This window comes from Saccharopolyspora sp. NPDC050389, from assembly GCF_040655595.1.
Taxonomy (GTDB): domain Bacteria; phylum Actinomycetota; class Actinomycetes; order Mycobacteriales; family Pseudonocardiaceae; genus Saccharopolyspora.
Map to the genome: position 1 here is coordinate 1 of NZ_JBFAKG010000046.1, position 26000 is coordinate 26000.

General features: G+C 70.0%; 21 protein-coding genes. 6 read left to right on the forward strand and 15 right to left on the reverse strand.

Going from position 1 to position 26000, the window contains the following annotated elements; genetic code table 11:
• Nucleotides 1-120: 120 nt before the first annotated feature.
• From AB0I53_RS27495 to AB0I53_RS27520, 6 genes are all read right to left on the reverse strand, one after another.
• Nucleotides 121-1692: an alkaline phosphatase D family protein gene (locus AB0I53_RS27495; protein ID WP_358608793.1), complete on the reverse strand. Its 1572-nt coding sequence runs from the start codon at nucleotides 1690-1692 to the stop codon at nucleotides 121-123.
• A 141-nt stretch (nucleotides 1693-1833) separates the two neighbouring features.
• Nucleotides 1834-4356 (reverse strand): M14 family zinc carboxypeptidase, encoded by a 2523-nt coding sequence (locus AB0I53_RS27500; protein ID WP_358608796.1) that lies wholly within the window; start codon nucleotides 4354-4356, stop codon nucleotides 1834-1836.
• A 125-nt stretch (nucleotides 4357-4481) separates the two neighbouring features.
• Complete coding sequence (locus tag AB0I53_RS27505) at nucleotides 4482-6569, reverse strand: acetate--CoA ligase family protein (RefSeq protein ID WP_358608799.1); 2088 nt, start codon at nucleotides 6567-6569, stop codon at nucleotides 4482-4484.
• Complete coding sequence (locus tag AB0I53_RS27510; protein ID WP_358608802.1) at nucleotides 6566-6958, reverse strand: Zn-ribbon domain-containing OB-fold protein; 393 nt, start codon at nucleotides 6956-6958, stop codon at nucleotides 6566-6568. The genes AB0I53_RS27505 and AB0I53_RS27510 overlap by 4 nt, the downstream gene beginning before the upstream one ends.
• A gap of 3 nt (nucleotides 6959-6961) precedes the next feature.
• A complete protein-coding gene (locus tag AB0I53_RS27515; protein ID WP_358608805.1) occupies nucleotides 6962-8107 on the reverse strand; it encodes an acetyl-CoA acetyltransferase in 1146 nt (381 codons plus the stop codon).
• On the reverse strand, nucleotides 8104-9276 hold the full coding sequence (locus tag AB0I53_RS27520; protein ID WP_358608808.1) for an acyl-CoA dehydrogenase family protein: 1173 nt from the start codon (nucleotides 9274-9276) through the stop codon (nucleotides 8104-8106). Before AB0I53_RS27520 ends, AB0I53_RS27515 begins: the two co-directional genes overlap by 4 nt.
• A 301-nt stretch (nucleotides 9277-9577) precedes the next feature.
• Between AB0I53_RS27520 and AB0I53_RS27525 the strand changes: the two genes are divergently transcribed.
• On the forward strand, nucleotides 9578-10207 hold the full coding sequence (locus AB0I53_RS27525; RefSeq protein ID WP_358608811.1) for a TetR/AcrR family transcriptional regulator: 630 nt from the start codon (nucleotides 9578-9580) through the stop codon (nucleotides 10205-10207).
• Nucleotides 10207-11016 (forward strand): acyl-CoA thioesterase domain-containing protein, encoded by an 810-nt coding sequence (locus AB0I53_RS27530; protein ID WP_358608814.1) that lies wholly within the window; start codon nucleotides 10207-10209, stop codon nucleotides 11014-11016. The genes AB0I53_RS27525 and AB0I53_RS27530 overlap by 1 nt, the downstream gene beginning before the upstream one ends.
• A gap of 224 nt (nucleotides 11017-11240) precedes the next feature.
• Here the strand turns inward: AB0I53_RS27530 and AB0I53_RS27535 are convergent, their stop codons facing one another.
• Both AB0I53_RS27535 and AB0I53_RS27540 read right to left on the reverse strand, forming a co-directional pair.
• Nucleotides 11241-11915, reverse strand: a complete 675-nt coding sequence (locus AB0I53_RS27535; protein WP_358608816.1) for a PHP-associated domain-containing protein — start codon at nucleotides 11913-11915, stop codon at nucleotides 11241-11243.
• Entirely contained in the window at nucleotides 11912-12829 is a 918-nt protein-coding gene (locus tag AB0I53_RS27540; RefSeq protein ID WP_358608819.1) for an SDR family oxidoreductase, read from the reverse strand. Before AB0I53_RS27540 ends, AB0I53_RS27535 begins: the two co-directional genes overlap by 4 nt.
• A gap of 156 nt (nucleotides 12830-12985) precedes the next feature.
• Between AB0I53_RS27540 and AB0I53_RS27545 the strand changes: the two genes are divergently transcribed.
• From AB0I53_RS27545 to AB0I53_RS27555, 3 genes are all read left to right on the forward strand, one after another.
• Entirely contained in the window at nucleotides 12986-14455 is a 1470-nt protein-coding gene (locus AB0I53_RS27545; RefSeq protein ID WP_358608822.1) for an MFS transporter, read from the forward strand.
• Between the two features lie 69 nt (nucleotides 14456-14524).
• Nucleotides 14525-15109: an isochorismatase family protein gene (locus AB0I53_RS27550; RefSeq protein WP_358608825.1), complete on the forward strand. Its 585-nt coding sequence runs from the start codon at nucleotides 14525-14527 to the stop codon at nucleotides 15107-15109.
• A 170-nt stretch (nucleotides 15110-15279) separates the two neighbouring features.
• The gene (locus AB0I53_RS27555) at nucleotides 15280-16200 is read left to right on the forward strand and encodes a DJ-1/PfpI family protein (RefSeq protein ID WP_358608828.1); all 921 of its coding nucleotides are present in this window, start codon (nucleotides 15280-15282) and stop codon (nucleotides 16198-16200) included.
• 358 nt (nucleotides 16201-16558) lie between these two features.
• Here the strand turns inward: AB0I53_RS27555 and AB0I53_RS27560 are convergent, their stop codons facing one another.
• From AB0I53_RS27560 to AB0I53_RS27585, 6 genes are all read right to left on the reverse strand, one after another.
• Nucleotides 16559-17392 carry a TIGR03619 family F420-dependent LLM class oxidoreductase gene (locus tag AB0I53_RS27560; RefSeq protein WP_358608831.1) on the reverse strand — a complete coding sequence of 278 codons (834 nt, stop codon included), beginning with the start codon at nucleotides 17390-17392 and terminating at the stop codon, nucleotides 16559-16561.
• Nucleotides 17393-17426: 34 nt separating this feature from the next.
• Nucleotides 17427-17852, reverse strand: a complete 426-nt coding sequence (locus AB0I53_RS27565) for a hypothetical protein (RefSeq protein WP_358608834.1) — start codon at nucleotides 17850-17852, stop codon at nucleotides 17427-17429.
• Between the two features lie 2 nt (nucleotides 17853-17854).
• Nucleotides 17855-18808 carry a ribonucleotide reductase gene (locus AB0I53_RS27570; protein ID WP_358608836.1) on the reverse strand — a complete coding sequence of 318 codons (954 nt, stop codon included), beginning with the start codon at nucleotides 18806-18808 and terminating at the stop codon, nucleotides 17855-17857.
• 4 nt (nucleotides 18809-18812) lie between these two features.
• Complete coding sequence (locus AB0I53_RS27575; RefSeq protein ID WP_358608839.1) at nucleotides 18813-20078, reverse strand: MFS transporter; 1266 nt, start codon at nucleotides 20076-20078, stop codon at nucleotides 18813-18815.
• 243 nt (nucleotides 20079-20321) lie between these two features.
• Complete coding sequence (locus AB0I53_RS27580; RefSeq protein ID WP_358608842.1) at nucleotides 20322-21212, reverse strand: LysR family transcriptional regulator; 891 nt, start codon at nucleotides 21210-21212, stop codon at nucleotides 20322-20324.
• Between the two features lie 116 nt (nucleotides 21213-21328).
• Entirely contained in the window at nucleotides 21329-22909 is a 1581-nt protein-coding gene (locus AB0I53_RS27585) for a pentapeptide repeat-containing protein (protein WP_358608845.1), read from the reverse strand.
• A 182-nt stretch (nucleotides 22910-23091) separates the two neighbouring features.
• On the opposite strand from AB0I53_RS27585, the gene AB0I53_RS27590 reads away from it, so the two are divergent.
• A complete protein-coding gene (locus tag AB0I53_RS27590) occupies nucleotides 23092-24798 on the forward strand; it encodes an AMP-binding protein (protein ID WP_358608848.1) in 1707 nt (568 codons plus the stop codon).
• Nucleotides 24799-24803: 5 nt separating this feature from the next.
• Here the strand turns inward: AB0I53_RS27590 and AB0I53_RS27595 are convergent, their stop codons facing one another.
• Nucleotides 24804-25949, reverse strand: coding sequence for an FAD-dependent monooxygenase (locus AB0I53_RS27595; protein WP_358608851.1), 1146 nt, complete (start codon nucleotides 25947-25949; stop codon nucleotides 24804-24806).
• Nucleotides 25950-26000 lie beyond the last annotated feature (51 nt).

Consider the following 26000-nt stretch of genomic DNA (forward strand, 5'->3'; position numbering starts at 1 on the left):
GCGCACCCCGGGGCCCCCCCCGCTCCACCCCCCCCCCCCCGCGCCGCCCCCCGCCACCCCCCGGCGGCCCTTTTTTTTTGTGGGCTCAATCCGCAACCCAAAAGACTCACGGCCCCGGTATCAGGCGGGCTGGACTCCGGGGTGGCGGTCTTCGACGACGTAGCTGGCCCGGGTCGAGATCGGGGCATCGGGTCGCGAGATGAACGGGACCACCCGGTAGTCGCTGCGCCAGAGCTCCGGCGTCAGCGTGCAGCGGACGTAGCCGCGCTGGGCGTTGAAGAACTTCATGTGCGGATTCGCCGCGAGCATCGTGCGGCCCTCGTCGGTGATGTCCGCGCCGTCGCCGCCGCTGCTGATCGAGGTGCCGACGAACTCGCTGGCCACCGTGGGCGAGTTCGGGTCTTCGAAGTCGCGCTTGAGGTCCCAGGCGTAGTTCTGGTGCCGGTCGCCGGTGATCACCACCAGGTTGCGCACCCCGCGGTGGGCCGCGCCCGCCAGCACCGCGTTGCGCTCCGCCACGTAGCCGTCCCACGGGTCCATGAACAGCTTCTTCGCCGGGCCGGCGTCGAGGTCGGTCTCGCCCATCGGCGCCTGGTTGCCGAGGATCTGCCACCTCGACCGGTTCCAGTAGAACCCGTCCAGCAGCCATTCCCGCTGCTGCTCCCCGAGAATCGTGCGGCGCGGGTCCAGCCGCTCCGTGCAGTCGTACTTCGAGCCGTCGCCGCAGGGCTGGCCGTCGCGGTACTGACGGGTGTCGATCATGGTCAGGTCGGCCAGGTCGCCGAACTTCAGCCTGCGGTGCAGGCGCACGTCCGGGCCGCTGGGCATCCCGGTGCGGCGCAGTGGCAGGTTCTCGTACATCGCCTGGAAAGCCGCGGCCCGGCGTTGCAGGAACAGCGCGGGATCGGTGTTGTCCTGGGAGATCTCGCCGGCCCAGTTGTTGTCCACCTCGTGGTCGTCCATCGTGACGATCCACGGGAACATCGCGTGCGCGGCCTGCAGATGCGGATCGGACTTGAACAGCGCGTACTGCAGCCGGTAGCGCTCGAGGCGTTCGGTCTCCGACTTGAACTCGTCGCCCAGCGCGACGCCGCGCTTGTTGTCCGTCTGGTCGTACTCGTAGATGTAGTCGCCGAGGTGCACGACGAAGTCGAGGTCTTCGGCGGCCATGTGCCGGTAGGCGGTGAAGAAGCCCTCCTTCCAGTGCTGGCAGGAGGCGAAGGCGAACGATAGCGAGGCCAGCGCGGCGCTCGCGGCGGGCGCGGTCCTGGTCCGGCCGACCGGGCTGAGCTCGCCTCCGGCGCGGAAGCGGTAGAAGTACTCGCGGCCCGGCTGCAAGCCGGCGACCTCGGCGTGCACCGAGTGGCCGAGCTCCGGCGTCGCGGTGGTCTCGCCGCGCCGCACGACGTCGCGGAACCACTCGTCGGTGGCCACCTCGTAGCGCACCTGCACCGGTTTGTCGGGCATGCCACCGGAACCGTCGGCGGCCAGCGGCTGAGGAGCCAGCCTGGTCCAGAGCACCACGCCATCAGGCAGCGGATCACCGGAGGCGACGCCCAGCGAGAACGGGTATCCGCCGCGCAGCCGCGTGTCGGCCGCCGCGCTGCTCCACGCTCCCGTGCCGAGCAGCACCGCGGCCGCGCTCGCGCCGCCGAGACCCAACACCTTGCGGCGATTCAGCTTTCCTGACATGCGTCGCTCCATCTATCGCAAACCGGACAACGCAGCGATCTTGCGCACCGGGAGCATCCAGCAGGCCTCGATCAGCCGTCGCGGAGGTGAACGCCGGGCGAGCTGCAGCCGGAAATGGCCGCCGGCTCGCCCGGCGAGCCGCTACGGCAGGCTGATCGCCACCACGGCGCGCCCGAGGGCGGCGGCCTCGTCGGCCAGTCGGTGCGCCCACGGGTGCTCGTCCGCGTTCATGCCGCCGAGGTCGACGCGGAAGCGCACGACGTTCGGGCCGCGCACGACCTCGGCCGTCCCGCCGCGCTCGGCGATCAGCCGTTGCACCTCGTCCGCCGCGTCCGGGCGCACGCTGATCACCATCCGGTCCGAGCTCGGCGGCGCGGTCGGCACCGCGACAGGCGCGGCGGCGGTCTGCGGCGCGTTCGCCGTCTTCGGCCCGGTGATGGCGTTGAACAGCAGTTTCGCCGTGCCGTTGGTGAACGCCCGGTAGTTCGGGTCGAAGCCGAACAGCACCACGCGCCCGCTGCCGACGTTCTCGTCCACAACGGCGCTCTTGCCGTGCAACTGCTCGGCGCCCTCGGCGAAACCGGAGACGTACCAGTCCGAGTCGCCGGCCGCCGGGAAGCGCGCCGCCGAGGACCGCTCCGGGGCCGACCACACCGTGTCGTACTCGTACATCGCCCACGCCGTCGGGCCGACGCCGGCCGCGAGCGGGCTGACCGGGTCCAGCTCCATCCGGATCAGCGCGCCGGGGATGTCCGAGGTCGGCTCGGCGAACGTCGCCGAGGTGAGCCCGAGGCGAGCCGCCAACCGCGAGCTGTCCCGCAGCGTGATCAGCGTGCCGCCGCCGCGCACCCACTCGGTGAGCGCCGCCTGCCCCTGCTCGCCCAGCGAGTCCGCGGCGTCGGCGTCCGACCCGTTCGGCACCACGAGCACGTCGTAGTCGGCGAGCGCGCCGGAGGCGATCTGCGCCGCGGTGAGATCGCCGAAGTCCAGCCCCTCCTGCTCGCCCAGCCACCAGCGCAGCCAGCCCGACGACTCGACCGCGGCGCTGCTCTCCGACACCTGCCAGACCGCCGTCCGCGGCGCGCCCGCGACCGGCCGCGCGATCGGTTCGGCCTGCTGCGGCAGGGGAATCGCCCGCGGCTTCACGTCGGCGCCCGAGCGACCGCCGCTGACGTTCTCCAGCAGCGGGCCGCTCCAGGCCGTGACGTCGTAGAAATACGGGAACGGCACGTGGCTGTTCTCGTTGAGCATCGCCTGCACCCAGTGCTTCTGGCCCTGTGCCAGGGGAATCCACAACGTGCCCGCGGGCAGCGTCGTTTGCTGTGGAGCGCGACCGTATTCGGTGTAGTCTGGCACCGTCAGCGGCGTGGCGAGGCGGTACACGTCGACGTCCATCCGCTGCAGCCGGCGCGCGAGGCGCTGCACCTCGGCGGACTTCGCCGGGTCGTCGGTGCGCAGGAAGTAGTGCTTGACCCTGATGTCGGGCACCGGGTTGGAGATCTCGCCGTCGTTCCAGTAGAGCCGGTTCGGTTCCAGCTCACCGGCGGTGCCCTGCCGGTAGGCCTCCAGGTGTTCGGCGCGCCACTCGGCGAGCATGCCGTCGTTCTGCGCGCCGGCGGCCATCAGCGTCGCCCAGATCGCCGTGTACTGCTCTCCGACGCGCTCGGGCGTCGGGTCGCCGGAGCTCTTCTCGAACGTCATCCCGGCCGCGTTGAAGCCGGTCAGCGGCACGGTGTCGCCGTAGCCGAGGTACATGAGGTCGTAGGACCGGCCGTTGAAGTAGGGAATGCCGAACCGGCCGAAGGCCTGCTGCATCGCCGGGCCGTAGTTGTTGTAGACCCAGTTCAGCGGCGTCTCGCCGATGTCGTGGTAGACGGGGTCGGCGTTGGGCGGGAAGAAGTAGTCCTCGGTGCCCATCTCGTGCGCGTCGATGTACATCTGCGGCGGCAGCTCGCGCAGTTTCTCCAGCTTGCCGTCGGTCTCGGGCTGGGTGCGGGCGAACCAGTCCCGGTTCATGTCGAACCCGTTGGCGTTGCGGCGGGTGCCGGCTTCCCGGCCGTCCGGGTTCTGCGTCGGCAGGACCACGACGATCGCATCGTCGAGGATCGTCCGGGCGGTGCAGTCGGTGCGGGCGGCCAGTTCGTACAGCACGCGCAGTGCCGCGTCTGTGCCGCTCTTCTCGCCGCCATGTACGTTCCCCGCCACCCACAGGACGGCCGGGGTGTTCCGGATGATCTGCTTCGCCAGCGGTTCCGGCGTGCTCGGGTCGCGGAGCCGGTTGAGCTGCCGGCCGATGTTCTCCAGAGCCGCCGGGCGCACCCACTTCTCCTGCCCGACGACCGCGTAGCGCAGCGGACGGCCCTCGACCGACGTGCCGAGGACGCCGTCGACGACCTTCGGGCTCGCGTCGGAGATCGCGCGCAGGTAGTCGTCGGATTCCGCCGTGTTGACGTCGCGCTCGCCGAGGTCGATGCCGAGGACGTCGCGGGCCTTCGGCACCGATTCGTCGACCGCGGGCGCGGTGAACGGGTCGCAGGAACCCTCCGCCGCCGCGTGCACCGTCGGGACCGCGAGCAGCGGCAAGGCCGTGACCAGCGCCGTCACCCCGGTCAGCCACTTCGATCGGAATCCGCCTCGGGTGAACTTCTCCATGTGACCGCCCATTCGCTGCATGCCGAAGTACCGGGGAGTCGATCAGCGCGTCACCCGGCGGACAACCGCCGGGCGGGCGCAAACAGGCCGAACGGGACTTTTCCTCGGTCACCCCGAGGAAAAGTCCCGCTCGGCCTTCACCGAGTCCAGGTCACCAGGGCGTCCAGGGCTTCGACGCGGTCGCCGTCGACCAGCAGCGGGTTGACCTCCAGTGATTCCAGGCCTTCGCCGAGCGCTTGGGCGAGGCGTCCGATGCGCACCACGACGTCGGCCACCGCGTCCAGGTCGGCCGGAGTCGAGCCGCGAGCGCCCTGCAGCAATGCCGCGCCGCGCAGCTCGCCGAGGGCCTGCCGGACCTGGCCGTGGTCGACCGGGAGCAGGCGCAGCGCCGAATCGCGCAGCACCTCGACCCACACGCCGCCGAGGCCGATGGCCATCGTCAGGCCCCACGACGGATCCCGGACGACGCCGACCAGCAGCTCCACGCCACCGCTGCGCTGCGGCTGCACGAGCGCGCCGATCCCGCTCGCACCGGTTTCCCGCAGCGTCGCGCACACCTCCGCATGCGCCCGGCTCACGTCCTCAGGGCCGGACAGGCCGAGCCGCACGCCGCCGATGTCGCTCTTGTGTCCCAAACCGTCGGCGACCGCCTTGAGCACCACCGGATAGCCGAACCGCTCGGCGGCCGCGACAGCGGCGTCCGCATCCGCCGCCAGCTGCGCGGGAACCACCGGAATCCCGTTGTCGGACAACAGGGCCGCCGCCTGGTGTTCGGTCCAGATCCCGGAACCCCGCACGCCCAGCGGTTCCGGATCGTCCACATGAGACACCGAAGCCTCCGACCAACGCGCGGCGGCACCCAGCGCGGTCATGCCGTGCTCGATTCCGCCCGCCACGTAGGGGAAGCCCGACTTCTCCTGGATCATCCGGCCGAACTCGCTGACATCGGCGCACACGTTGCCGATCACCGCCACCGGGCGGGGCGACTCGCGGATCCGGCGCGCGTTCTCCTGGAACGCCGCGATGCTCAGCTCCGGATTCGGCGGCGGCACCCGCGGCAGGTCGGCGAGCAGCAGGACCGCGTCGATGCCCGGATCCTCGGCCACCACCTCCAGCGCCCGGCCCAGCAGCGTCCGGTCGACCACCACGTACCCGGTCACGTCCAGCGGGTTCTGCACGGTGGCGAAATCGGGCACGATCTCCTTCAGCCGCGCCACGGTCTCCGGCGCGTACTCGGGAAGTTCGAGCCCTTCCTCCGCCGCGCGGTCGGCGATGATCTCCGACGCGCCGCCCGACGGCGTGACCACGCCGACGCGGCGCCCCGGCAGCCGCCCGACCTCGGCCAGCAGCCCCGCCGTGATGAGCAGGTCCTCCAGCGAGCGCACGCGGATCACGCCGAGCTGCCGGAAAGCCGCGTCGACCACCGCGTCGTCGCCGACCAGCGCGCCGGTGTGCGCCTGCGCGGTGTGCGAGGCGATTTCGCTGGACCCGATCTTCAACGCCACGATGGGTTTGCCTGCCTGCGCGGCCCGGCGGGCGACCCGCGCGAACTCGGCGGGGTGGCGCACCTGCTCCAGGAACAGCGCGATGACCTTGGTCGCCGGATCGTCGACGAGGTAGTCGATCACGTCTGTCACCGACAGCACCGTCTCGTTGCCCATCGCGGTGAGCAGGCTGATGCCGACGTTGCGGGCCTGCGCGAAGTTCAGCACCGCGCTGGCCAGCGCGCCGCTCTGCAGCACCACCCCGATCGGGCCGCGGACCAGCGGCGCCGGGATCGGCAGGCCGTACGGGGTGATGCCGGCGGCCGCGTTGATGTAGCCGTTTCCGTTGGGCCCCAACAGGATCAGGTCGTTCTCGTGGGCGAACTCGGCCACCTCGCGTTCCAGCCGGCGGCCCTCTGCGCCGGTCTCGCCGAACCCGGCGGTGAGCACGACGTAGCTGCGGATGCCCAGTTCCGCGCCCTCGCGCAGCACATCCAGCAGCGCGTGCGTCGGAACCATCACGTACGCCAGGTCGACCTTCTCCGGGATCGCCGACAGGCTCGGATGAGCGCGTTCGCCGTGCACGACCTCGGTGCGCGGGTTGACCAGGTGCACCGGGCCCGGGAAGGCGTTGTTGCGCAGGTTGTCGAAGGTCGCCAGCGACCAGCCGGACTTGTCGGTGGCGCCGACCAGCGCGATGGACCGCGGGTTGAACAGCGCCCGCACCGCTTCCGCGCTCATCGCCCGACCACCCGGAAGCACGGCACCTCGGGAGAATCCTCGCCGAGTCTGGTGATCACCAGCTCGACCCGGTCGCCGATGCGCGTCTGGTCGCCGTCGACGATGCGGGTCAGCATCCGCGGCCCCTCGTCCAGGTCGACGAGCGCGACGGTGAACGGCGCCTGCCCGGCGAATTCGCCGAACGCCCGGTGCGCGACCGTGCAGGAGTAGACCGTGCCGCGGCCGCTCGCGGTGAACCAGTCGAGCCGGTCGCCGAAGCAGCCCGGGCACACCGAGCGCGGGTAGAACACGGCGGCTTCGCAGTCCGCGCACCGCTGGATGCGGAGTTCGCCCGCGGCGATGCCGTCCCAGAACGGACGCGTCTCGGCGTCCGGGATGATCTGCACCATCGGTCAGCCCCTTCCCAGCACGATGGTCGACGTCGACGACAGCACCCCGCCGGTGCCGTGGGCAAGCGCCAGCTCGGCGCCGTCCACCTGCCGCGGCGTGCCGGCGAAGTCGTGGCGCAGCTGCCGGGTCGCCTCGATCAGCAGGAAGATCCCGTACATCCCGGGATGCGTGAAGGACAGCCCGCCGCCGTTGGTGTTCATCGGTATCTCGCCGCCCGGCGCGGTGCGACCGCCCGCGACGAACGCGCCCGCCTCGCCTGGCTTGCAGAACCCGAGCGATTCCAGCGTCAGCAGCACGGTGATGGTGAACGAGTCGTAGATCTCCAGCACATCGATGTCGTCGTGCCCGACCCCGGCCATCTCCAGCGCCGCCGGGCCCGACCGGGCGGCGCCGGTGACGGTCAGGTCCGGCATGTTGGCGATGGTGTTGTGCGTGGTCGCCTCGCCGTGCCCGAGCACGATCACCGGCCGCGTCGCCAGATCCGGCCACCGGTCCTCGGCCGCGACGACCAGCGCGCCGCCGCCGTCGGTGACCAGGCAGCAGTCGAGCTTGTGCAGCGGCTCGCAGATCATCGGCGACGCCAGCACCTCGTCGACGGTGAGCGGATCCCGGTGGTACGCCTTGGGATTCAGCCGCGCCCATTCCCGCGCGGACACCGCGACGTCGGCGAGCTGCTCGCTGGTCACGCCGTGCTCGTGCATGTACCGGTTGGCCGCCAGTGCGTAGGCGCCGACCGGCGTGGGCAGCCCGTACGGCCGCTCGAACTGCTCGGTCAGCGTCGCCGGGCGCGGCTGGTTGCGGGACCGGTCGCTGCGCTGCGTGCTGCCGTAGGCGATCACCGCGACGTCGATGACGCCCGCCTCGATCGCCGCGGTGGCGTGGCCGAGGTGCGCCTCGAACGACGAGCCGCCGATGTTGGTGCCGTCCAGGTACCGCGGGCGCATGCCGAGGTATTCGGCCAGGGCCAGCGACGGCGCCCAGGACCAGCCGCCGGCGACGAACAGCGCGTCGACGTCGTCGCGCCGCAAACCGGCCTCGGTCAGCGCGGCCTTCGTCGCCTGCGCCTGCTGGGACAGCACGGTCAGGTGCGGGGTCTTGCCCAACTCGGATTCGGCCACCCCGACGATGGCCGCGCGACGCCGTGTCACTCCGCGATCCCTCCTAGCTTGACGTGGCCCTTGAGCAGGTTGCGGGCGATGGTGCGGCGCTGGATCTCGTCGGTGCCCTCAAAGATCCGCAGCAGCCGCAGCTCCCGGTACCAGCGTTCGATCGGCAGCTCGCGGGTGTAGCCCATGCCGCCGTGGATCTGCAGCACTCGGTCGACGACCTGGTTGGCCATCACGGCGCCGTGCAGCTTGGCGATCGACGACCAGTGCCGCGCGTCCATGCCCTGCTGCGCCCGCCACGCGGCGTGCAGCGTGAGCCACTTGGTGGACTCGATCTCGACCTGGGAATCCGCGATCTGCCACTGGATCGCCTGGTACTCGGCGATCGGGCGGCCCATCGACTCGCGGATCCTGGCGTGGTCGATGGCCATCTGCAGCATCCGCTCCGCCGCGCCGATCGCCCGCGCCGGGATCATGTAGCGGCCCTGGCCGATCCAGCGCAGCGCCAGCGGGAAGCCCCGGCCGACCTCGCCGAGCACGTTCTCGGCCGGCACCCGCACGTCCTCGAACACCAGCGACGCCGGGCCCCACTGCCCCATGGTCGGGATGGGCTCGGACTTCCAGCCCATGTCCCGGTCGACCAGGAAGCACGTCACGCCGTTGTCGGCGCTCGCATCGGGGTCGGTGACGGCGAAGACCATCACGAAGTCGGCCTCGTTGCCGCCGGTGATGAAGGTCTTCTCGCCGTTGATCACCCAGTCGCCGCCGTCGCGGACCGCGCGGGTGCGGATGTTGCGGGCATCGGAGCCCGCGCCGGGCTCGGTGATGGCGAAGCAGGACTTCCGCTCGCCCTCGATGGTCGGGACGAGGTAGCGCTGCTTCTGCTCCTCGTTGCCTGCGTAAAGGATGTTGTCCGCGCTGCCACCGAAGCTGAACGGCACGAACGTCCGGCCGGTTTCCATCGCCAGGATCGCGGACATGACCGCGCCGAGGTTCATCCCGCCGTACTCCTCGGGCGTGTTGACGCCCCAGAACCCGGCCTTCTTCGCCTTGTGCTGGAGCTCCCGCAGCACGTCCGGGTCCACCGAAGGTTTGCCGACGCGCTCGTTGCGCAACACCTCTTCCTCCAGCGGCCGCACCTCCCTGGTGATGAAGCTGCGGACGGTGTCGCGGATCTGCCGTTCCTCTTCGCCGAGTGCGAAGTCGACCATCGCGAAGTCCTTTCGACTCGGGCCCCGTTGCCCGGCGGTTCGAAGACTTTCTAGAACGGCACTCTAAATACTTGGACGCCCCGCGCCTAGCGTCCGTCCGTGGTAGCCACGCCGGTGCCGGGCACGTTCTAGAATGCGATCCCACTACTCGAACACCGGATCGGCGGATGTTTCCGCAGGTGGGTGGCCGTGAGTACTTTGTGCTGCCATAGCGACAGAAAGTACGCACGGGCTCTGACCAGGGCCGATCCGCAGCGACCGGCGTTCGAGGCGGTCCGACCAGCACGACGGGAAGGTGGGCATGGCACGGAAGACGAACCGCTCCAACGCCTGGCAGTGGAGCCGAACCGCGGAAACCCGCCGCGTGCTGCTGCAGGCCGCGCGCGAGGTGTTCACCGAGAAGGGGTTCGCCGAGGCCAGCGTCGCCGAGGTCGTCGAACGCGCCGGATCCAGCGTCGGCAGCCTCTACCACCACTTCGGCGGCAAGACCGAGCTGTTCCTGGCGCTGTGGGAAGACCACCAGGCCACCCACGAGCAGAACGCGATCAGCGCCGTCGCCAAGGCCCGCGCCGGCGGCGAGGAGGATCCGCTGACGCTGTTCAACGTCGGCGCACGCGCCTTCCTGGAGGGCTCGTGGGCGCGCCGCGACCTGGTCCGGCTGTTCATGGACGGCGACGGGCCGCCCGGGTTCGAACTGATCCGCCGAACCCGCGGCCGCGAGTGGGTGCGGCAGAATGCGGTGCTGCTGGGCGCCGGCACCGACCCGGTGGACCGGGTGACCGTCGCGGTGCTGACCACGATCATCGGCGAGGCGGGCCGCGAGATCGCGACGTGCTCGAGCAAGCGGGAAGCGAACAAGGTTCTGGAAGCCACGCTGCGGCTGATCCGCCGCCTGGACCCGCTCCGCGACGACGAAGACGAGGAGGATTGATGGCCGAGACCAACGGCACGGAACCGTTCTTCACCATCGACGGCGACCGGCTGGTGCCCGGGCCGCACGCGGGCAGCCCGTGGGCGCCGGACATGATGCACGGCCGGCTGTTCGGCGGACTGCTCGCCCGCGCCCTGGAGCACGAGCACGCCGGGCCGGACTTCCACTTCACCCGGCTGACCGTCGACCTGTTCCGCAACACCAAGCTGGTCCCGGTGCGGGTGGAGACCCAGCGGGTCCGCGACGGCCGTCGCATCCGCATCGCGGACGCGACGGTGTACGCCGGGGACACCCCGGTCGCGCGGGCGAGCGCGGTGCTGCTGCGCCGCGGCGAGCAGCCAACCGAGACCGTGGCGCCGACGCCGGCGTGGGCCATGCCGACCCCGGAGGAGATCGGCCCGCCGCGCTCCCAGTCGTCGGGCTGGCCGCCGCCGTTCGACATCTGGATGCTCGACGCCGACGGCAAGCCCACCAACGACTGGAGCGCCGACGGCCGACGCCGCGCCTGGCTGCGGGACAACAACGAGCTGGTGGCGGGCGAATCACCGTCGCCGTTCGTCCGGGTCGCGCTGGCGGGCGATTTCGCCAGCCCGCTGGCGAATTTCGGCACCCACGGCCTCCTGGAGTTCATCAACGCCGACTACACGCTGACGCTCAGCCGCCTACCGCTGAGCGAGGCGATCGGCATGGAAGCCACGGGCCACCTCAGCGAGGACGGCATCGCGGCGGCGAGCTGCACGTACCACGACACCAGCGGCCCGATCGGCTACTGCACCGTAACGGCGGTCGCCAACCCGGCGTCGAAGTAACCACCGGGCCCGTTCGCCAGCCGTGAGTCTTTTGGGTCGCCATAGCAACCCAAAAGACTCACGGCCCCGAACCTCAGGCGACACGATGGTGGAGAATTCGCCAAAACAGCCCGGAAAACTGTCTGACCACCCCGAAACGATCTCCTCGCCCTGCCAGAACAGCAGCGAAGGAGACCGAAATGGCACTGAGTCGTGAGTGATGGTTCCGGTAAGAACCGGATTGTTCACTCACGAGCTCGTGGCTGCCAGCCGACGTGGTCTCGGTATTCGCCCCGGATTCGGGCTTCTCCGAGCTTTTCCAGGAAGTCGGCCGGGCCGTCGAAGTCGGGCATGTGGAGGTAGGCCGCTCCGATTCCCGGTGGGTCGTGGGCGTCCGAGCCCGCCGCGGCCGGGATTCCGCGGCGGGCGGCGAAATCTGCCGCTGCCGCGTTGTGCTCCGGGTTGCTGATCTTGGCGTTGCAGGTCTCCACGACGTCGAGTGCGCCGTGTTCGTGGAGTTCTCGCAGGCCGTCGAGGCCGAGGCTGGTTCGGTTCGGGTCAAGGGGGTGGGGCGCGTAGATCACGCCCTGCTGGTCGCGGATTCGGCGCACCACGTCGGGTAGCGCCAGGACGTACGGGATTCTCTCGGTCAGGAACAGGCCGATCACCTCGCCTGCTCGGGTGCGGATCTCCTCCCCCACCACGACTCGGGCGCCGATGTCGCGTTCCACGGCTTCCCACGCGCCGTCGAGGCTGTGGTGGTCCGTCACGCACAGCACGTCGATCCGCTCCTCCGCCACCCGCTTCGCAATCTGCTCCACTGTGGACACCGCGTCGCCGGAGTGCACCGTGTGCAGGTGGCAGTCGACCCGGACCCAGCCCGGCGGGACGGGTCCGGGATCGGGCAGCCGCCAGTTCACTCCTCGCCCGGGACCTTGCCGTTGGTCAGCGCGTTCTCCCGCGCCTCGGCCACCAGGCCTGGGATCACGTCGTCGAGTTCGGCCGGGTCCCAGCGCTGGCCCTTGTCGACGCCGGGCCCGGCGATCCAGCCCTCCGCGACGCTGATCGAACCGCCGCGCACGTTGAACACCCGACCGGTGATGCCCTTGGCCTTCGCGCCTGCGAGCCACACCACCAGCGGCGCGATGTTCTCCGCGTTCGAGACGTCGAACCGGCCTTCCGGCGCTCGAACCTGGCGCCCGAGGCCGTCGGTCATACGGGTCAGCGCGGCCGGGGCGATGGCGTTGACCGCGATGCCGTAGCGCTCCATCTCGCGGGCCGCGATGACGGTCAGCCCGGCGATGCCCGCCTTCGCCGCGCCGTAGTTGCCCTGGCCGGGGTTTCCGTAGATACCGGAGGACGAGGTCGTGTTGATCACCCGGGCGTCGATCTCCTCGCCCGCCTTGGCCTTGGCGCGCCAGTACGCCGCGGCGTGCCGCAGCGGAGCGAAGGTGCCCTTCATGTGCACGCGGATCACCGCGTCCCACTCCTGCTCGGTCATGTTGAACAGCATCCGGTCGCGGAGGATGCCCGCGTTGTTGACCAGCACGTGCAGGTCGCCGAAGTGCCCGACGGTCGACTCGACGAGCCGCTTGGCGCCCTCGAAGTCGGCGACGTCGTCACCGTTGGCGATCGCCTCGCCGCCGGCCGCGCGGATCTCGTCGACGACCTCACCGGCCGGCCCGGTGGAGGAGCCGCTGCCGTCGACTTCCGCTCCGATGTCGTTCACCACGACCTTCGCGCCCTGCCTGGCGAACTCCAGGGCGTGGCCGCGGCCGATGCCGCGCGCCGCGCCGGTCACGATGACGATCCGCCCGTCCACGATGCCGCCCATGCGGTCCTCCCGGAACCCGGTTTTAGAGTCACCTTCTAGAAAGGCTGGCTAGTGATTCCTACCACTGTCAACGCCTTTTGCACAGATGGGCGCTTCTCGGCGGGCCTGGATGAGAATACCGTTCTAGTATTGCCCGTTCGAGGAGGAGGCCCGGCCGTGGACGATCAGCTGCGCTACGCGTGGCGCGTGTTGTCCGTGGTCAGCATCGCCAGCGTGCTGACCGGGCTGGGCACCAGTTCGCTCAACGTGGCGCTGCCCGAGGTTTCCCGGCACTTCCAGGCCAGCTCCACCGCCGCGAGCTGGATGCTGCTGTCGTTCATGCTCACCACGACCACGCTGATGGTCTTCTTCGGCCGGCTGGCCGACCTGTTCGGCCGCCGCACGATGTACCTGACCGGGCTGGCCGTCTACACCGCCGCGAGTCTCGCGCTGGGCTTCGCGCCGACCGCCTGGACGTTGGTCGCCCTGCGCGTCGTGCAGGCCGCCGGCGGCACGATGCTGCTCGCCAACAGCGCGGCGCTGCTGACCACCGCTTTCCCGCGCCGACACCTCGGCCGCGGCATGGGCATCTACATTGCGTCGTTCTCCGTGGCCCAGCTGCTCGGCCCGACGCTGGGCGGCTTCCTCAGCCACCGGTTCGGCTGGGAGTGGGTGTTCTGGAGCAACGTCCCGATGGGCCTGCTGTGCCTGCTCTGGGGCGCGATGGTGCTGCGCACCGACAAGGGCCGGACCGGCGAACGCGGCGTCGACGTGCCGGGCAATCTCCTGATCCTGTTCTGCCTGGGCAGTTTCCTGCTCGGGCTCTCGCAGATCGGCGAGCGCGGTCTCGCAGACCCGTTGGTGCTCGGCTCGTTCGCGCTGTTCGTGGTGCTCGCGCCGGTGTTCCTGGCCGTCGAGCGGCGCCGCCGCAATCCCGCCGTGGACATCGATCTGTTCCGCGATCCCGGTTATTCGTTCGGCCTCGCTGCGGGCCTGCTCAACACCATCGCGCGGATGGCCGTGCTGCTGCTGATCGCGCTGTTCTACCAGGCGGTGCAGGGCGACGACCCGGTGGCAGCCGGGCTGAAGGTCCTGCTGCTGCCGTTGACCACCATGATCGCCTCGACCGGATCGGGCCTGTTGCAGGGCCGGATGTCGACGCGCTCGATCGCGATCACCGGCGGCGTGCTGACCACCATCGGCCTGGTGGTACTGGCGATCTCGGTCTCCCCCACCGTCCCCTATGGACCGATCGCCATCGGGCTCGTGCTGCTCGGCACCGGATCGGGGCTGTTCATGCCCGCGAACGCCACCGCGGTGATGAACGGCCTGCCCCGCAACCGGGTCGGCGTCGGCAACGCGATGCGGCTGACCGTGCAGAACATCGGCGTGATGGTCAGCACCGCGCTGGCACTGGCGCTGATCACCAGCCCGCTGCCCGTGGAACTGCGGGACGACGTGTTCGCCGGGACGATCTCCGGGGTGTCCGGGCAGGCCGTCGACCAGCTCGTGCTCGGCTACCGGATGGCGCTGCTGGCCATGACCGCGATCGCGGCGTGCGGAGTGGTCGCGGCGGCTGTCCGCAGCCGTGCGCCCGAGCGGCAGGCGCCGGTTCCCGCACCCGCGCGCGTCGACGAACCCGCTTGACCAGATCGTTCCGGCATGCGGCGCGATCGTGCCTCCCGCCCGGGCGCGCGGACGACAAGACTTCGAGGCGTGAACAAAGCGCTTCTCGTCGTCGACGTCCAAGAGTCCTTCCGGCAGCGCCCGTTGTGGCGGGCCATCTCCAATCCCGACATCGTTGCGCAGGTCAACCGGCTGGTGGCGCTGGCGCGCGCCGAAGGCGACCTGGTCGTCTGGGTCCTGCACAGCGAACCCGGCACCGGCAACGCGTTCGACCCGGTCAACGGCCACGTCCGGCTGCAGGACGGGCTCGCTCCGGCGGACGGCGAACCGCTGCTGACCAAGACCTCGCACAACGCGTTCACCACCACGAACCTTGACCAGATCCTCACGCAGCGCGGAATCCGGGAGCTGTCGGTGTCCGGGATCCGCACGGAGCAGTGCTGCGAGACGACGACCCGGATCGCCTCGGACCTCGGCTACGACGTCACGTTCGTCACGGACGCGACAGCGACGAACCCGATCGCGCACCGGAACGCCCCGGCGGACCAGACGATCGAAGAGCTCCTGGCGAACCCGCGAACCCTGCACTCCGAGGACATCATCGCCCGCACCGAATACGCCCTGTCGGGCCGCTTCGCGACCATCCGCACCGTCGCGGAACTCACCGGTAGCTGAAGTGAACGGCCCGTTCGCCACGCCAGGCGAGGCAAACGGGCCGTTCGCTTCAACCCACCGGAGCATGCCCGCGCTTGAGCCCGCGAGGCGAACGGACCGTTCGACTCGATAGGCGGCGTGAGGAGGCCGTTCGCTTGCTCCTGGAGACCTGGACGTAAGATGACCGGATCGTGAGTCGTGTTGTCTTCTTGCTGCTGCCGGGATTGCACCTGCTGGACCTGGCCGGGCCCGCGCAGGTGTTCTCCACCGCCGCGAACCTCGGGCACCGCTACCACCTCTCGTACGTCGCGCAGGGCGGTGAGGTGGTGAGCGCGCAGGGCTTGCCGCTGCACGCCGGCACCAGCTGGCCCGCGCTGACCGGGGACGACCTCATCGTCGTCCCCGGTTCGCTCGTGGCCGAGCCGCCGCGTTGGCCGAAGCTGCACGCCGCGTCCGCCGAGCGGCTGCGCGAGCACCACGCCGCCGGCGGAACGGTGGCCAGCGTGTGCTCGGGCGCGGACGTCTTGGGGCAGGCCGGTCTCCTGCGGGGGCGCCGCTGCACGACGCACCACGACCTGCAGGACGAGCTCGCCCGCCGACATCCGGCGGCGAGCGTGGTGCGCGACGTGCTGTTCGTCGAAGACGACCGGATCATCACCTCCGCCGGGATCGCCAGCGGCATCGACCTGGCGCTGCACCTGGTCGCGACCAGGCACGGCCCGGGCGCGGCGGCGCAGGTCGCGCGCGGCATGGTCGTCTACGCCCGCCGCAACGGCGACGACCAGCAGGCCAGCGCGATGCTGCGGCACCGCTCGCACCTCAACGACGCGGTGCACCGCGTCCAGGACCTCATCGACGCCCGCTTCACCGAGCCGCTCCCGCTCGCCGCGCTCGCCGCCGCCTCGGGCTGCAGCGAGCGCACCCTGACCCGCTCCTTCGTGCGCGCAACGGGGCTGACACCCCTGCGCTACCAGCAGGTGCTCCGCGCGGAGCGCGCCGAGCACCTGCTCGGCCAGGGCGCGACGGCGGAGGCTGCGGCGCACGCGGTCGGCTTCGCCGACGCGCGCATGCTCCGCCGCCTGCGCGCCCGGGGGTCGGCCGAGTCTCTGTAGGAGCGCGACCTGAATCGTGAGCAGTTTGGACTGCTATAGAGCCTGTTTTGGATGTGGTGACGTGCGAATGTGGTAACGCGGGCGTTTTGTCTTTGAAGCGGCGCAGCCGCTTAGCCCACCCATGCCGCTTGCACCGCCGCGGGTTCACGATGCCCACCCCTCCGGGGTTCTCCCAGCGAGGACAGCCCCGACGTAGTGAATTGGCATTCATGATGTCGGGGATCCCACAGCGAGAAGACCGCGGTGACTCCCGCAGGGGGCCGCCACCCGCACCGCCACGCAGGACAAGTTTGGAAACAGGCTCTATAGCGCTCCAAAATGCTCACGAGACCTGACCACGACGAAACGGCGACAGGCTTCACCGGCCCTTGGCGGACCACCGCTCGGCGAACTCCGTCATCCTGGCGGCGAAACCCTCCACCGCGCCGAATCGGATCGCCACGGCGTCGGCGCCTGCCTCGGCGAACGCACGGGTCTGCTCGACGGTCTCACCGAGCTGCGACTCATCGGCACACTCGATCCGAGTCCCCACCCGGATCTGACGTTCGCCGAGTTCCCCGAGCCGGACCAGGCAGCGCGCGAACTGCTCCGGTGCCAGGTTGACGCCCTGCCACTCGTCCGCGAGGGCCGCCGCCCGCTGCAGGGCGCGGTCCGAGGTGCCACCGACCGTGATCGGCACGTGCCTGGTGGGCTTCGGCTCGAACACCCCGGTCTCGTAGCCGTAGAACTTCCCGGGGAACGGGCCGCGACCACCGCCGAAAAGGTGCCTCAGCAGCGCGATCGCCTCGTCCGTGCGGGCGCCGCGCGTGCGGAAATCGGCTCCCACGGCGTCGAATTCGGTCCGGTTCCAGCCCACTCCGACGCCCAAGTTCATCCGGCCCTCGGAGAGCCGGTCGAGGGTCGCCACCTGCTTGGCCACCACGAACGGATTGCGCATCGGCAGCACCAGCACGGACGTCGCCAGCCGGATCGTGGTCGTCCGCGCCGCCAGGTACGAGAGCGTGATCAGCGGTTCGTAGACGCCGCCGAACACGTTGCCGTAGTCGTCGGGCGGCAACAGGTGATCCGGCAGCCACACGGTGTGGTAGCCCAGCGCTTCGGCCGCCACCCCGAGGTCGATCAGCTCGGCCGGCCGCATCGCCGCGGCCTCATCGGGCAGCACCACCTGGATGTCCACGAGACGCTCAGTCATGCCGTCAAGCTAGAGCCTGACACCGATGTCAGAGTCAAGACCTCGGCAGCGAGGCGGGGATCCGTCCGATCGCCGCGATGGATTCCACCACGAAGTAGATCCCGCGGAAGAACAGCAGGACGTCGCCGCGCACCAGCCTCATCCGGCGGTACATCAACAGCCGTCCGGCGTCTTCGCCGGTGGCGATGTCCCGCCAGGCGTCGGCGTCGGCGGTCAGCACGTAGTCCGCGTCCGGCTCGTCGCGGATCGACGCCTCGACGCAGTCGCCGTCGTTCCACTGCAACCGCAGGTACTGCCCCGTTTCCGCGAGGCCGAGCGCCCAGGACGACGAGTACGACTCGCGCGCCCGGTCGATCCATTCCCAGTAGCTCGGCAGCTTCGTCGCCCGGATCGCCTCGTCCGGCCCGCGGTCGACCACCTCGCGCGCCGCCTCCGCCCACTGTGGACTGAACAGTCGCATGCTCATCCTCCCGCCAGTTCGGGCTCGATCCCCTCGATCATCCGCTCGATGTCCGGCGCCAGGCCGATGCCCACGTCGGAGAGCTTCATGTTCAGCTGGCGGATCATCAGCCGCCGCACGTCTTCCGGCGACCAACCCAGCGACTCCAGCGCCACCCGGCGGCTCGTCGCGCCGTTGATGGCCAGGATGGTGCGCAGCGTTTCGTGGATCTCCAGCAGCAGGCGCGGATCCTCGCGCACCGAGTCGCGCAGGAACCGCATCCCGGCCTGCACGTGGCGGGCCTCGTCGCGGCAGGTGGCGGTGAATCCCGCGTAGTAGCCGGGCAGGAAACCCTTGTTGCGGCAGTAGGTCAGGGTGATCTTCATGACCGACAGCGCCAGCACGCCCTCGATCCACAGGAAGTAGTTGGTGCCGTAGCGCACCCGCAGCGCCGGGTTCTCCGGGTCCGCGCGCAGTTCGTCGGCCTGGTAGGCGAGCAGGCCGAACGGCCCGACGAACGTTTCGGCCACGTGGTGGAAGGACGCGTCCAGCACGTCCTGGATCGACTCGCCGGGCAGCCCGACCACCTCGCGGTAGAAGCGGTCGAAGAACACCGTGTGGCGGGCCTCGTCCTCGATCTGGCTGGACATGTAGATCTTCGATTCCTCGCTGCCGCCCAGCATGAACACCGGCAGCTCCACCTCGACCTGCCGCTCGCCGTGGTGGAATCCCGACGAGATCGCGACGAAGGCCTCCCGCTCGACCTCGGTCATCCGCTCGGTCCAGTCCGCCGCGTCGCGGGTGAAGTCGAGTTCGTAGACGTCCCAGCGCTGCCGCAGGTACCGGCGGTAGAGGTCCAGGTAGCCGGGTAGTCGTTTCAGGTCGCGGTGCAGGTAGGCCAGCACGTCGTCGATGTCGACGCGGCCGAGGCCGGCCAGGTCGACACGGTCCACCGCGTCCTGGGAAAGGTCGGTCATCTGCTCACCTCTCGGCTTTCTCGACGCCGGGCGCGACGTCCGCGCGGGCCGGCGAACGCCGCCACGGCCCGCGGAACAGCAGCATCACCGGCAGGAACAGCACCATGCAGACCAGCGCGATCGACAACCACGCCGACCAGCTGGTGGCGGCCACGACGCGCGGCATCAGGAACAGCACCAGCACCGCCATCACCCTGGTCAGGAACGAGAACACGCCCCACGCGCTGCCCTGCAGCCGCGGATCGATGTCCTCGGTGTTCTCCGAGTAGTTCGCCATCCACGGCGCGTAGGCGGCACCCATGCCCGCGCCGAGCAGCGCCCCGGTGATCAGCAGCTGCACGATCGAGATCGTCTCGCCGCCCATCAGCACCACGAGGTAGCCGGTCATCACCACCGCGACGACGGTGCCCGCGGCGGTGATCGGCTTGCGCAGCTGCAGCCGGTCGGAGAGCCGGCCTACGGCGATCAGCGTGCCGAGGTTGAGCACCCAGAACCCGCTCATCACGGCCGACGCCGAGGCCGCGCTGAGCCCGAAGCTCTGCGCCAGCATCGTCTGCCCGAACAGCGACAACGTCAGGTAGAGCACCAGCCACACCGAGATGCCGACGACGTGTGCCCACATCGTGGTGTGGCCGAACAGGTCTCGCATCCGCACCGGCCGGTCGGTGTCGGCCGCGGCCAGCGCGCGCTTCTCGGTCTGCTGGATCTGCGCCCGCAGCCGGGGCGACAGGTCGGCGATGTTGAACGCGATCACCAGCGAGATGACCAGCGAGATCACGCCCATGATGACGAACTGCGAGCGCCAGGAGTTGTCGAACAGCGGCAGCGTGAAACCGGCGATCGCGGCGGCCAGGAAGTTCGCGCCCACCGGTCCCCAGGTCCAGAAGCCGAAGGCCTGCGCCCGGCCCATCCGCGGCGAGAAGTCCCGCACCAGCGGCGCGGTCGCGGCCATCACCACGCCGTCCAGCACCGACAGGAAGGCGCGGGCGACGAGCAGCTCGCCGGGCGTGCTCACGAGCGTCATCGCGAAGCACATCACCGCGGTGAGCAGCATCAGCGGGACCAGCACCCGCACGCGGCCGAACTGGTCGGTCAGGCGCCCGCCGACCATCGCCGCGATCGCCCCGGCCATCAGCGCCAGGGCCGACACCGAGCCGTAGGTGATCAGGCTCATGTGCAGGTCTTCCAGCAGCAACGGCACCACGGGAGCGATCTGCCCCTCGTAGGAGCCGATGAGGCTGGCCAGCACCGCCATGGACAGGATGCGCATCCGACGGGATCCGGTCGGATATTCCGAGAGTTCACGAACGTACGAGAGCCCCATTGCTCCGCCCTTCCGCGACCGGCTGGTGGCCAACCCCCACATCCGGCTCGACTCGAGCCGCAACCCTAGAATTTCGCTCTAAAATTTGTCGATCGACCAACAGGGTCGGAGCGATCTTCCCCCAGTGTCAAGGGTTTCGGGCACATTCCCCCCGAACGTCGAGGAGGTTCGGGCTCGAACGACCGGCCTTCAGCCGTCGTCGCGGATGGTGGCGATCAGGTGGTCGACGAAGAGGCGGACCGGGGCCGGGAGGCGGCGTTGGGCCATCGTCTGGATCTGGAGGTTCCGCTCCAGCAGCTCCGGGTTCGTCAGCGGGATCGAGACCAGGCCCTCCGCGTCGAGGCGGCGGCGGACGCTCAGCCTGCCGGTGAGGGTCACGCCGCCGGAGAGCCGGACGAAGCTGTGCAGGGCGATCGTGTGGTTGCTGACGAAGACCGGATCGAACTCCAGGCCTTCCATGCTGCAGCAGATGTCGAACAGCTGCCGCAGCGTGGTGCCCTCCTCCATCAGCGCCAGCGGATACGGCAGCAGGTCGGCCAGCGAGGCTTCCGCGCGGCCGGCCAGCGGGTGGTCGGCGCGGACCAGGGCGCGGATGTCGTGGCGCTCGGAGTGCTCGACGCGCACGCCCTTCTCCGGGGCCGTGCTGAAGGTGACCGCGACGTCCGCGGTGCCCTCGCCGACCTCGCGGGTCGCCGCGGCCGGAGTGGTGACGTGCAGCCGGAACCGGACGCCGGGATGCTCCGCGCGGAAGGAGGCCATCGCCTCCGGCAGGAAGTCCTGGGCGAAGCCCTCCGAGCTGACGACCTTCACCGTGCTCCGGTGCGTCTGGTGCAGCTCGCGCATCTCGGCGAGGACCTGCTCCTCCTCACGCATCCGCCGCCGCGCGTAGGCGGCCAGCATCTCGCCGGCCTCGGTCAGCACCATGCCGCGCGGCTGCCGCTCGAACAGCGGCATGCCCGCCTCGTTCTCCAGCTTCGCCACCTGGCGGCTGATCGCCGAGGTCGCCACGTGCAGCCGCTCGGAAGCCTCCCGGATCGATCCGGTCCGAGCCACCTCCAGGAAGTACCGGAGCTGGTTCATCGGACGGTGAAAGCCGGACGGCCGTGGGACATGCGTGGCACGGTACAGCAGCGACTACGGAGGACAGCTACGAGCGCGGACCGGCCAGACTCCGACCCTGGCTGCCCTCCTCCGCCTCAGTCCTCCTCGATGACGAAGTATCCCACTCTCGTCGCCCGGAAAACGCTGCCCCGATGCTCAGCGGGAAGCCGCTCCTTCTCTGGTCGGCTACGGAACAGGGCACCACGCAACGGCGCACCGTCGCTCAGGAACCCGGCATCGGCGAAGTGCAACTGACCGTCGAAACGAGCCCCGTCGAAACTGACGGCGCCCGCGAACTCGGACTTATTGAAGAAGGCATCGCCCTGGAACGTCGCGGTCTCGAACCTGGCATCCAGCACGAAGCGCGAATCGTTGAAGTAGGAGGACTCGCGGAAAGTCGCAGCCGTGAAGTCGGCACCCAGCTCGAAAAGCGAATTGTTGAAATAGACGGGCCCGCCGAAGTCGGCCAGCTCGGAGATCATCTCCCCTTCAAAAAGCGAACCGTTGAAGTAGGAGGAGGATTCGAAGCTCGACCGTTCGAAGCTCAAGTCTCCGGCGGAGCGCGTGTCGTTGAAGTAGGCGGAAGCACGGGCTTTCAGGAGGTCGAATCGGACGCCTCCCTCGAAATCCGTATCGTTGAAGTAGAGCGGGCCGTGGAACTCCGCCTCGGCGAAGGATGCCTGGTCCGCGAAACGAGTTCCGTTGAACTCGGCTGGGCCGACGAAGCGGGCCTTCCCGAACGCGATGTACGGAAGATCCGCACCGGCACTCAAGGTCGCGCGGGTGAACCTGACCGACTTGCGGAACGTCGCCCGCGCGAAGGAAGCCCGGGAGATCTCGCAGTCTTCGAACACTGTCGGAGCCTCAAACGTAGCTCCCTGACAAGAGGCGACAGCCATATTGGCGCCCCGGAAATCGGCGAAATCACCGACAAACCGGGCTCCATCGAAGATCGCGGACGACACCTCGCACCGGCCGAAGTCGAAGTCCACGAGGGTGGCTCCGCGCAGCTCCAGCCCGATGTGGTCCCAGTACTTCGGATTGCCCGGCCTCCCCTTCTTGTTCCGGTCCGGCGCAGCCAGGTGCGCAGCGAGGAGTGTCTGGGCGGTCAGCCGCACCTCCTGCTCCTCCTGCCGTTCATCCTTGACGACGTCGACGGTCGCCGCATTCGGCCGGGCCCACGCCGGCTCGCGCCGCCGCCGGAGACTTCCGGCGATGGGGCGTCGGGACTGCCGTTTGCCGGGTGGGGTGAAAGGCATCCGCAGATAGGCGCAGATGATGTTGACGATGGCCTGCCGGTGGCTCGGGTGGTCTTGCGCGAGGCGTTCCAGGCTGTGCAGTCCGGCAAGCCGGACGGCGGCCTTCTCGTGACCGAGCTGATCGGCGGCCTTGGTCTGCAGCTCGGTGATCCGGCGTTCGGTGCCGTCGAGTTCGGCGAAGCGCTGCCGGCGGGCGGCGAGGAGCAGGGCCGCGGCCCCGCCGGTGCCGACAACGACCGTGCTGGCAATGCGGATGGCTTCCAGGCGCGCGCTCCCCTTCGGGTCGTCACCGAAGAAGAAGAGCATCCCCGAAACCGAGCCGACCGCGATCACGACGAGGACGATGCCCCAGACCCAGATGGTCACGTTCGACAGCACTCGATGGTTCGGTGCGGTCCACGCCTGCCTGCGCCACATGATCGCCGATTGTGCCAGCGGGGCGCCCCGAGACCGGCGAAAGCGCCCAGGATGGCGCGACTTCCAGGACGAACAGGACACGGCACGCCCGAACCAGCTGTTGACACGCGGGCGGTTCGGCACGACGCTGAGCACCGTCGACCGACTAGTCGGTATGTTCCGGATGAACGACAGGAGCCGGTATGGACGTGGTCAGCTACCTGGCGGATCTTCGCGCTCGGCAGCAGCGCAGCTGGCCGCGAGACGTTCCCCGCGACGTGACCTACCCGCTCGGCGAAGTACCGGTGACCGACTACCTTCGGCACTGGGCCCGGCACGAGCCACAGCGCGCCGCGATCGTCTTCTACGGGCGCGAAATCACCTACGCCGAGCTGGACGAGGCGTCCGACCGCTTCGCGGGCTGGCTGGAAGGCGCGGGCGTGCGCGCCGGCGACCGGGTGGGCGTGCTGCTGCCGAACTGCCCGCAGTTCGTCATCGCGATGATGGGCATCCTCAAGCTCGGCGCGGTGCACGTGCCGGTGAACCCGATGTTCCAGCAGCACGAACTCCGCTACGAGCTCGCCGACGCCGGCGTCGAGGTGCTCGTCGCGAGCACCGAGCTCGTGCCGCTGGTGGAGCAGGTCCGGGCGGAGACGCCGCTGCGCGAAGTGCTGGCCACATCGCCCACCGACCTGCTCCCCGCCGATCCCGTGCTACCGCTGCCGGAAACGCTGCGCACCGACGCGGCGGGCAGCCAGTGGTCCCAGGTGAGCACCAGCCCGCGCGCCGAACGCCGCGAGGTGGACCTGGACGCGCTGGCCGCGCTGAACTACACGGGCGGCACGACTGGCATGCCGAAGGGCTGCGAGCACACCCAGCGCCACATGCTCTACACCGCGGTGACCGCCGGCGCCGCGCGCCCGCCGCGACAGCGCACCGAACCCGACGTCTGCCTGTGCTACGTGCCGATCTTCTGGATCGCCGGCGAGGACATGGGAATCCTGGTGCCGCTCGTGCACGGCGCCACGGTCGTGCTGCTCGCCCGATGGGACGCCACCGCCGTGCTCGACGCCGTCGAGCGCTACCGCGTCACCGACATGATCGGCACCGTGGACAACTACGTCGAGCTGATGGAGCACCCCGACTTCGCCGCCCACGATCTATCCAGTTTGGACAACGCACGGTCGATGTCCTTCGTGCGCAAGCTGACGCCCGAACTGCGGCGGCGCTGGGCGGCGGCGGTCGGCGAGCACAGCGTCCTGCGCGAGGCGTCCTACGGCATGACCGAGACGCACACCGCCGACACCATCACCTACGGCTTCTCCGACGGCAACCGGGACCTGCACTCGGAGCCGGTCTTCTGCGGGCTTCCGGTGCCCGGCACCGAGTTCATGGTCGTCGATCCCGAAACCGGCGAGCCGCTGCCGCTCGGCGAGCGCGGCGCGATCGCGATCCGCACGCCTTCCCTGCTCACCGGCTACTGGCAGCGCCCGGAGGCCACCGCCGAGGCGCTGCGCGACGGCTGGCTGCGCACCGGCGACGTCGGGATGGTGGACGAGGACGGCTGCCTGCACTTCCTCGGCCGCAACAAGGAGCTGATCAAGGTCAGCGGCATGAGCGTGTTCCCGTCGGAGGTCGAGGCGCTGCTGGCGCGCCACCCGGACGTGCTGGGCGTGGCGGTGGTGCCGATGCCGCACCGCGCGAAAGGACAGCTGCCGCTGGCTTACGTGCAGCCGGTCCCGGGAACCGCGCTGACCGCGGAGACGCTGACCGGATGGGCACGGGAGAACATGGCGTCCTACAAGGTGCCGCGCTTCGTGCTGGTGCCTGAGCTGCCGATGACCGCGACCGGGAAGATCAAGAAGGGCGACCTGCTGGAGCGAGCGCAGAGCCTCGCGGAGAGCTCCTGACCACGTCAGCTGGTCAGCCCATTGATCGGCGGCGGAGTCCAGCCGCTGACCCGCATGAACGTCTTGACCGCCGCGCTGCCCGGGGCGAGCCGTGCGGCGGTGTCGCGCAGCGCGACCGCGACCGGGTTGGTCAGGAACGGGCCCAATCGCCCGGCCCAGTACGAGGCCCGCGCGATCTGCTGGGTGCGTGGGCGGCGCTCGGCGTCGTAGTGCGCCAGGGCCTCGGTCACCTCGTCGTACCGCGCGCAGGCGGCGACGAGCACGACGGCGTCTTCGAGCGCTTGGCAGCCGCCTTGACCGAGGTGCGGCGTCATCGCGTGCGCGGCATCGCCGAGCAACGCCACGTTTCCAGCCACGTACGACTTCAGCCGACCGCCCAGGTGACGGATGTCGTTGCGCAGCAACGCTTTCGGTGGCGTCGCGTCGATCAGCTCCGGGATCGGCGAATGCCAGGACGCGAACTGCTCCCGGAGGAACGCGCGCTCATCGGGGTTGCGGGCGCCTTCGGGTGCGGGCATCGCGACGTACCAGTAAATCCGGCCGTCGACCAACGGCACCAGACCGAACTCCCTGCCCATCCCCCAGCTCACGCCGATCTCGGTTCGCTCCCGGCGCTCGCAGATGCCGCGCCACGCGGCGAAGCCGGTGTGGCGGGGGCGCGGCGCATCCGGCCAGTGCTGCGATCGGACCTGGCTGTTGATCCCGTCGGCACCGATGACGAGATCGGCGGGCGGCAGGTCCAGGCCCGGCACCGCGCCGTCCCGGCCGACGGCGGTCACGTGGACCCCGGTGTGCAGGGCATCCGCCGGCAGCTCGTCCAGCAGCATCTGGTGCAGCTGGGCTCGATGCACTCCCAGCATCGGCCTGCCCAGCTGCCGCTCGATCTCCGCGCCGTCCAACCGGCTGAGCCACCGGCCGCTGCTGGTGCGCATCCCGACGGACTCCTGCGGCTTCCCCAGCTCCCGGACCCGCGCGCCGAATCCGAGCGCCTCCAACGCTCGCAATGCGTTGGGCCACAGCGTGATTCCCGCCCCGATCGCGCCGATCTCGGCGGCCTGCTCGACCACCGCCACCCGCCAGCCGATCCGGTGCAGGCCGACGGCCGCGGCCAGCCCACCGATCCCCGCACCGATCACAGTCGCGCTTCGCACCACTCCACGCTACGTCACGCACCGGTCGGGCCGTTGCAGATCCGGCAACGC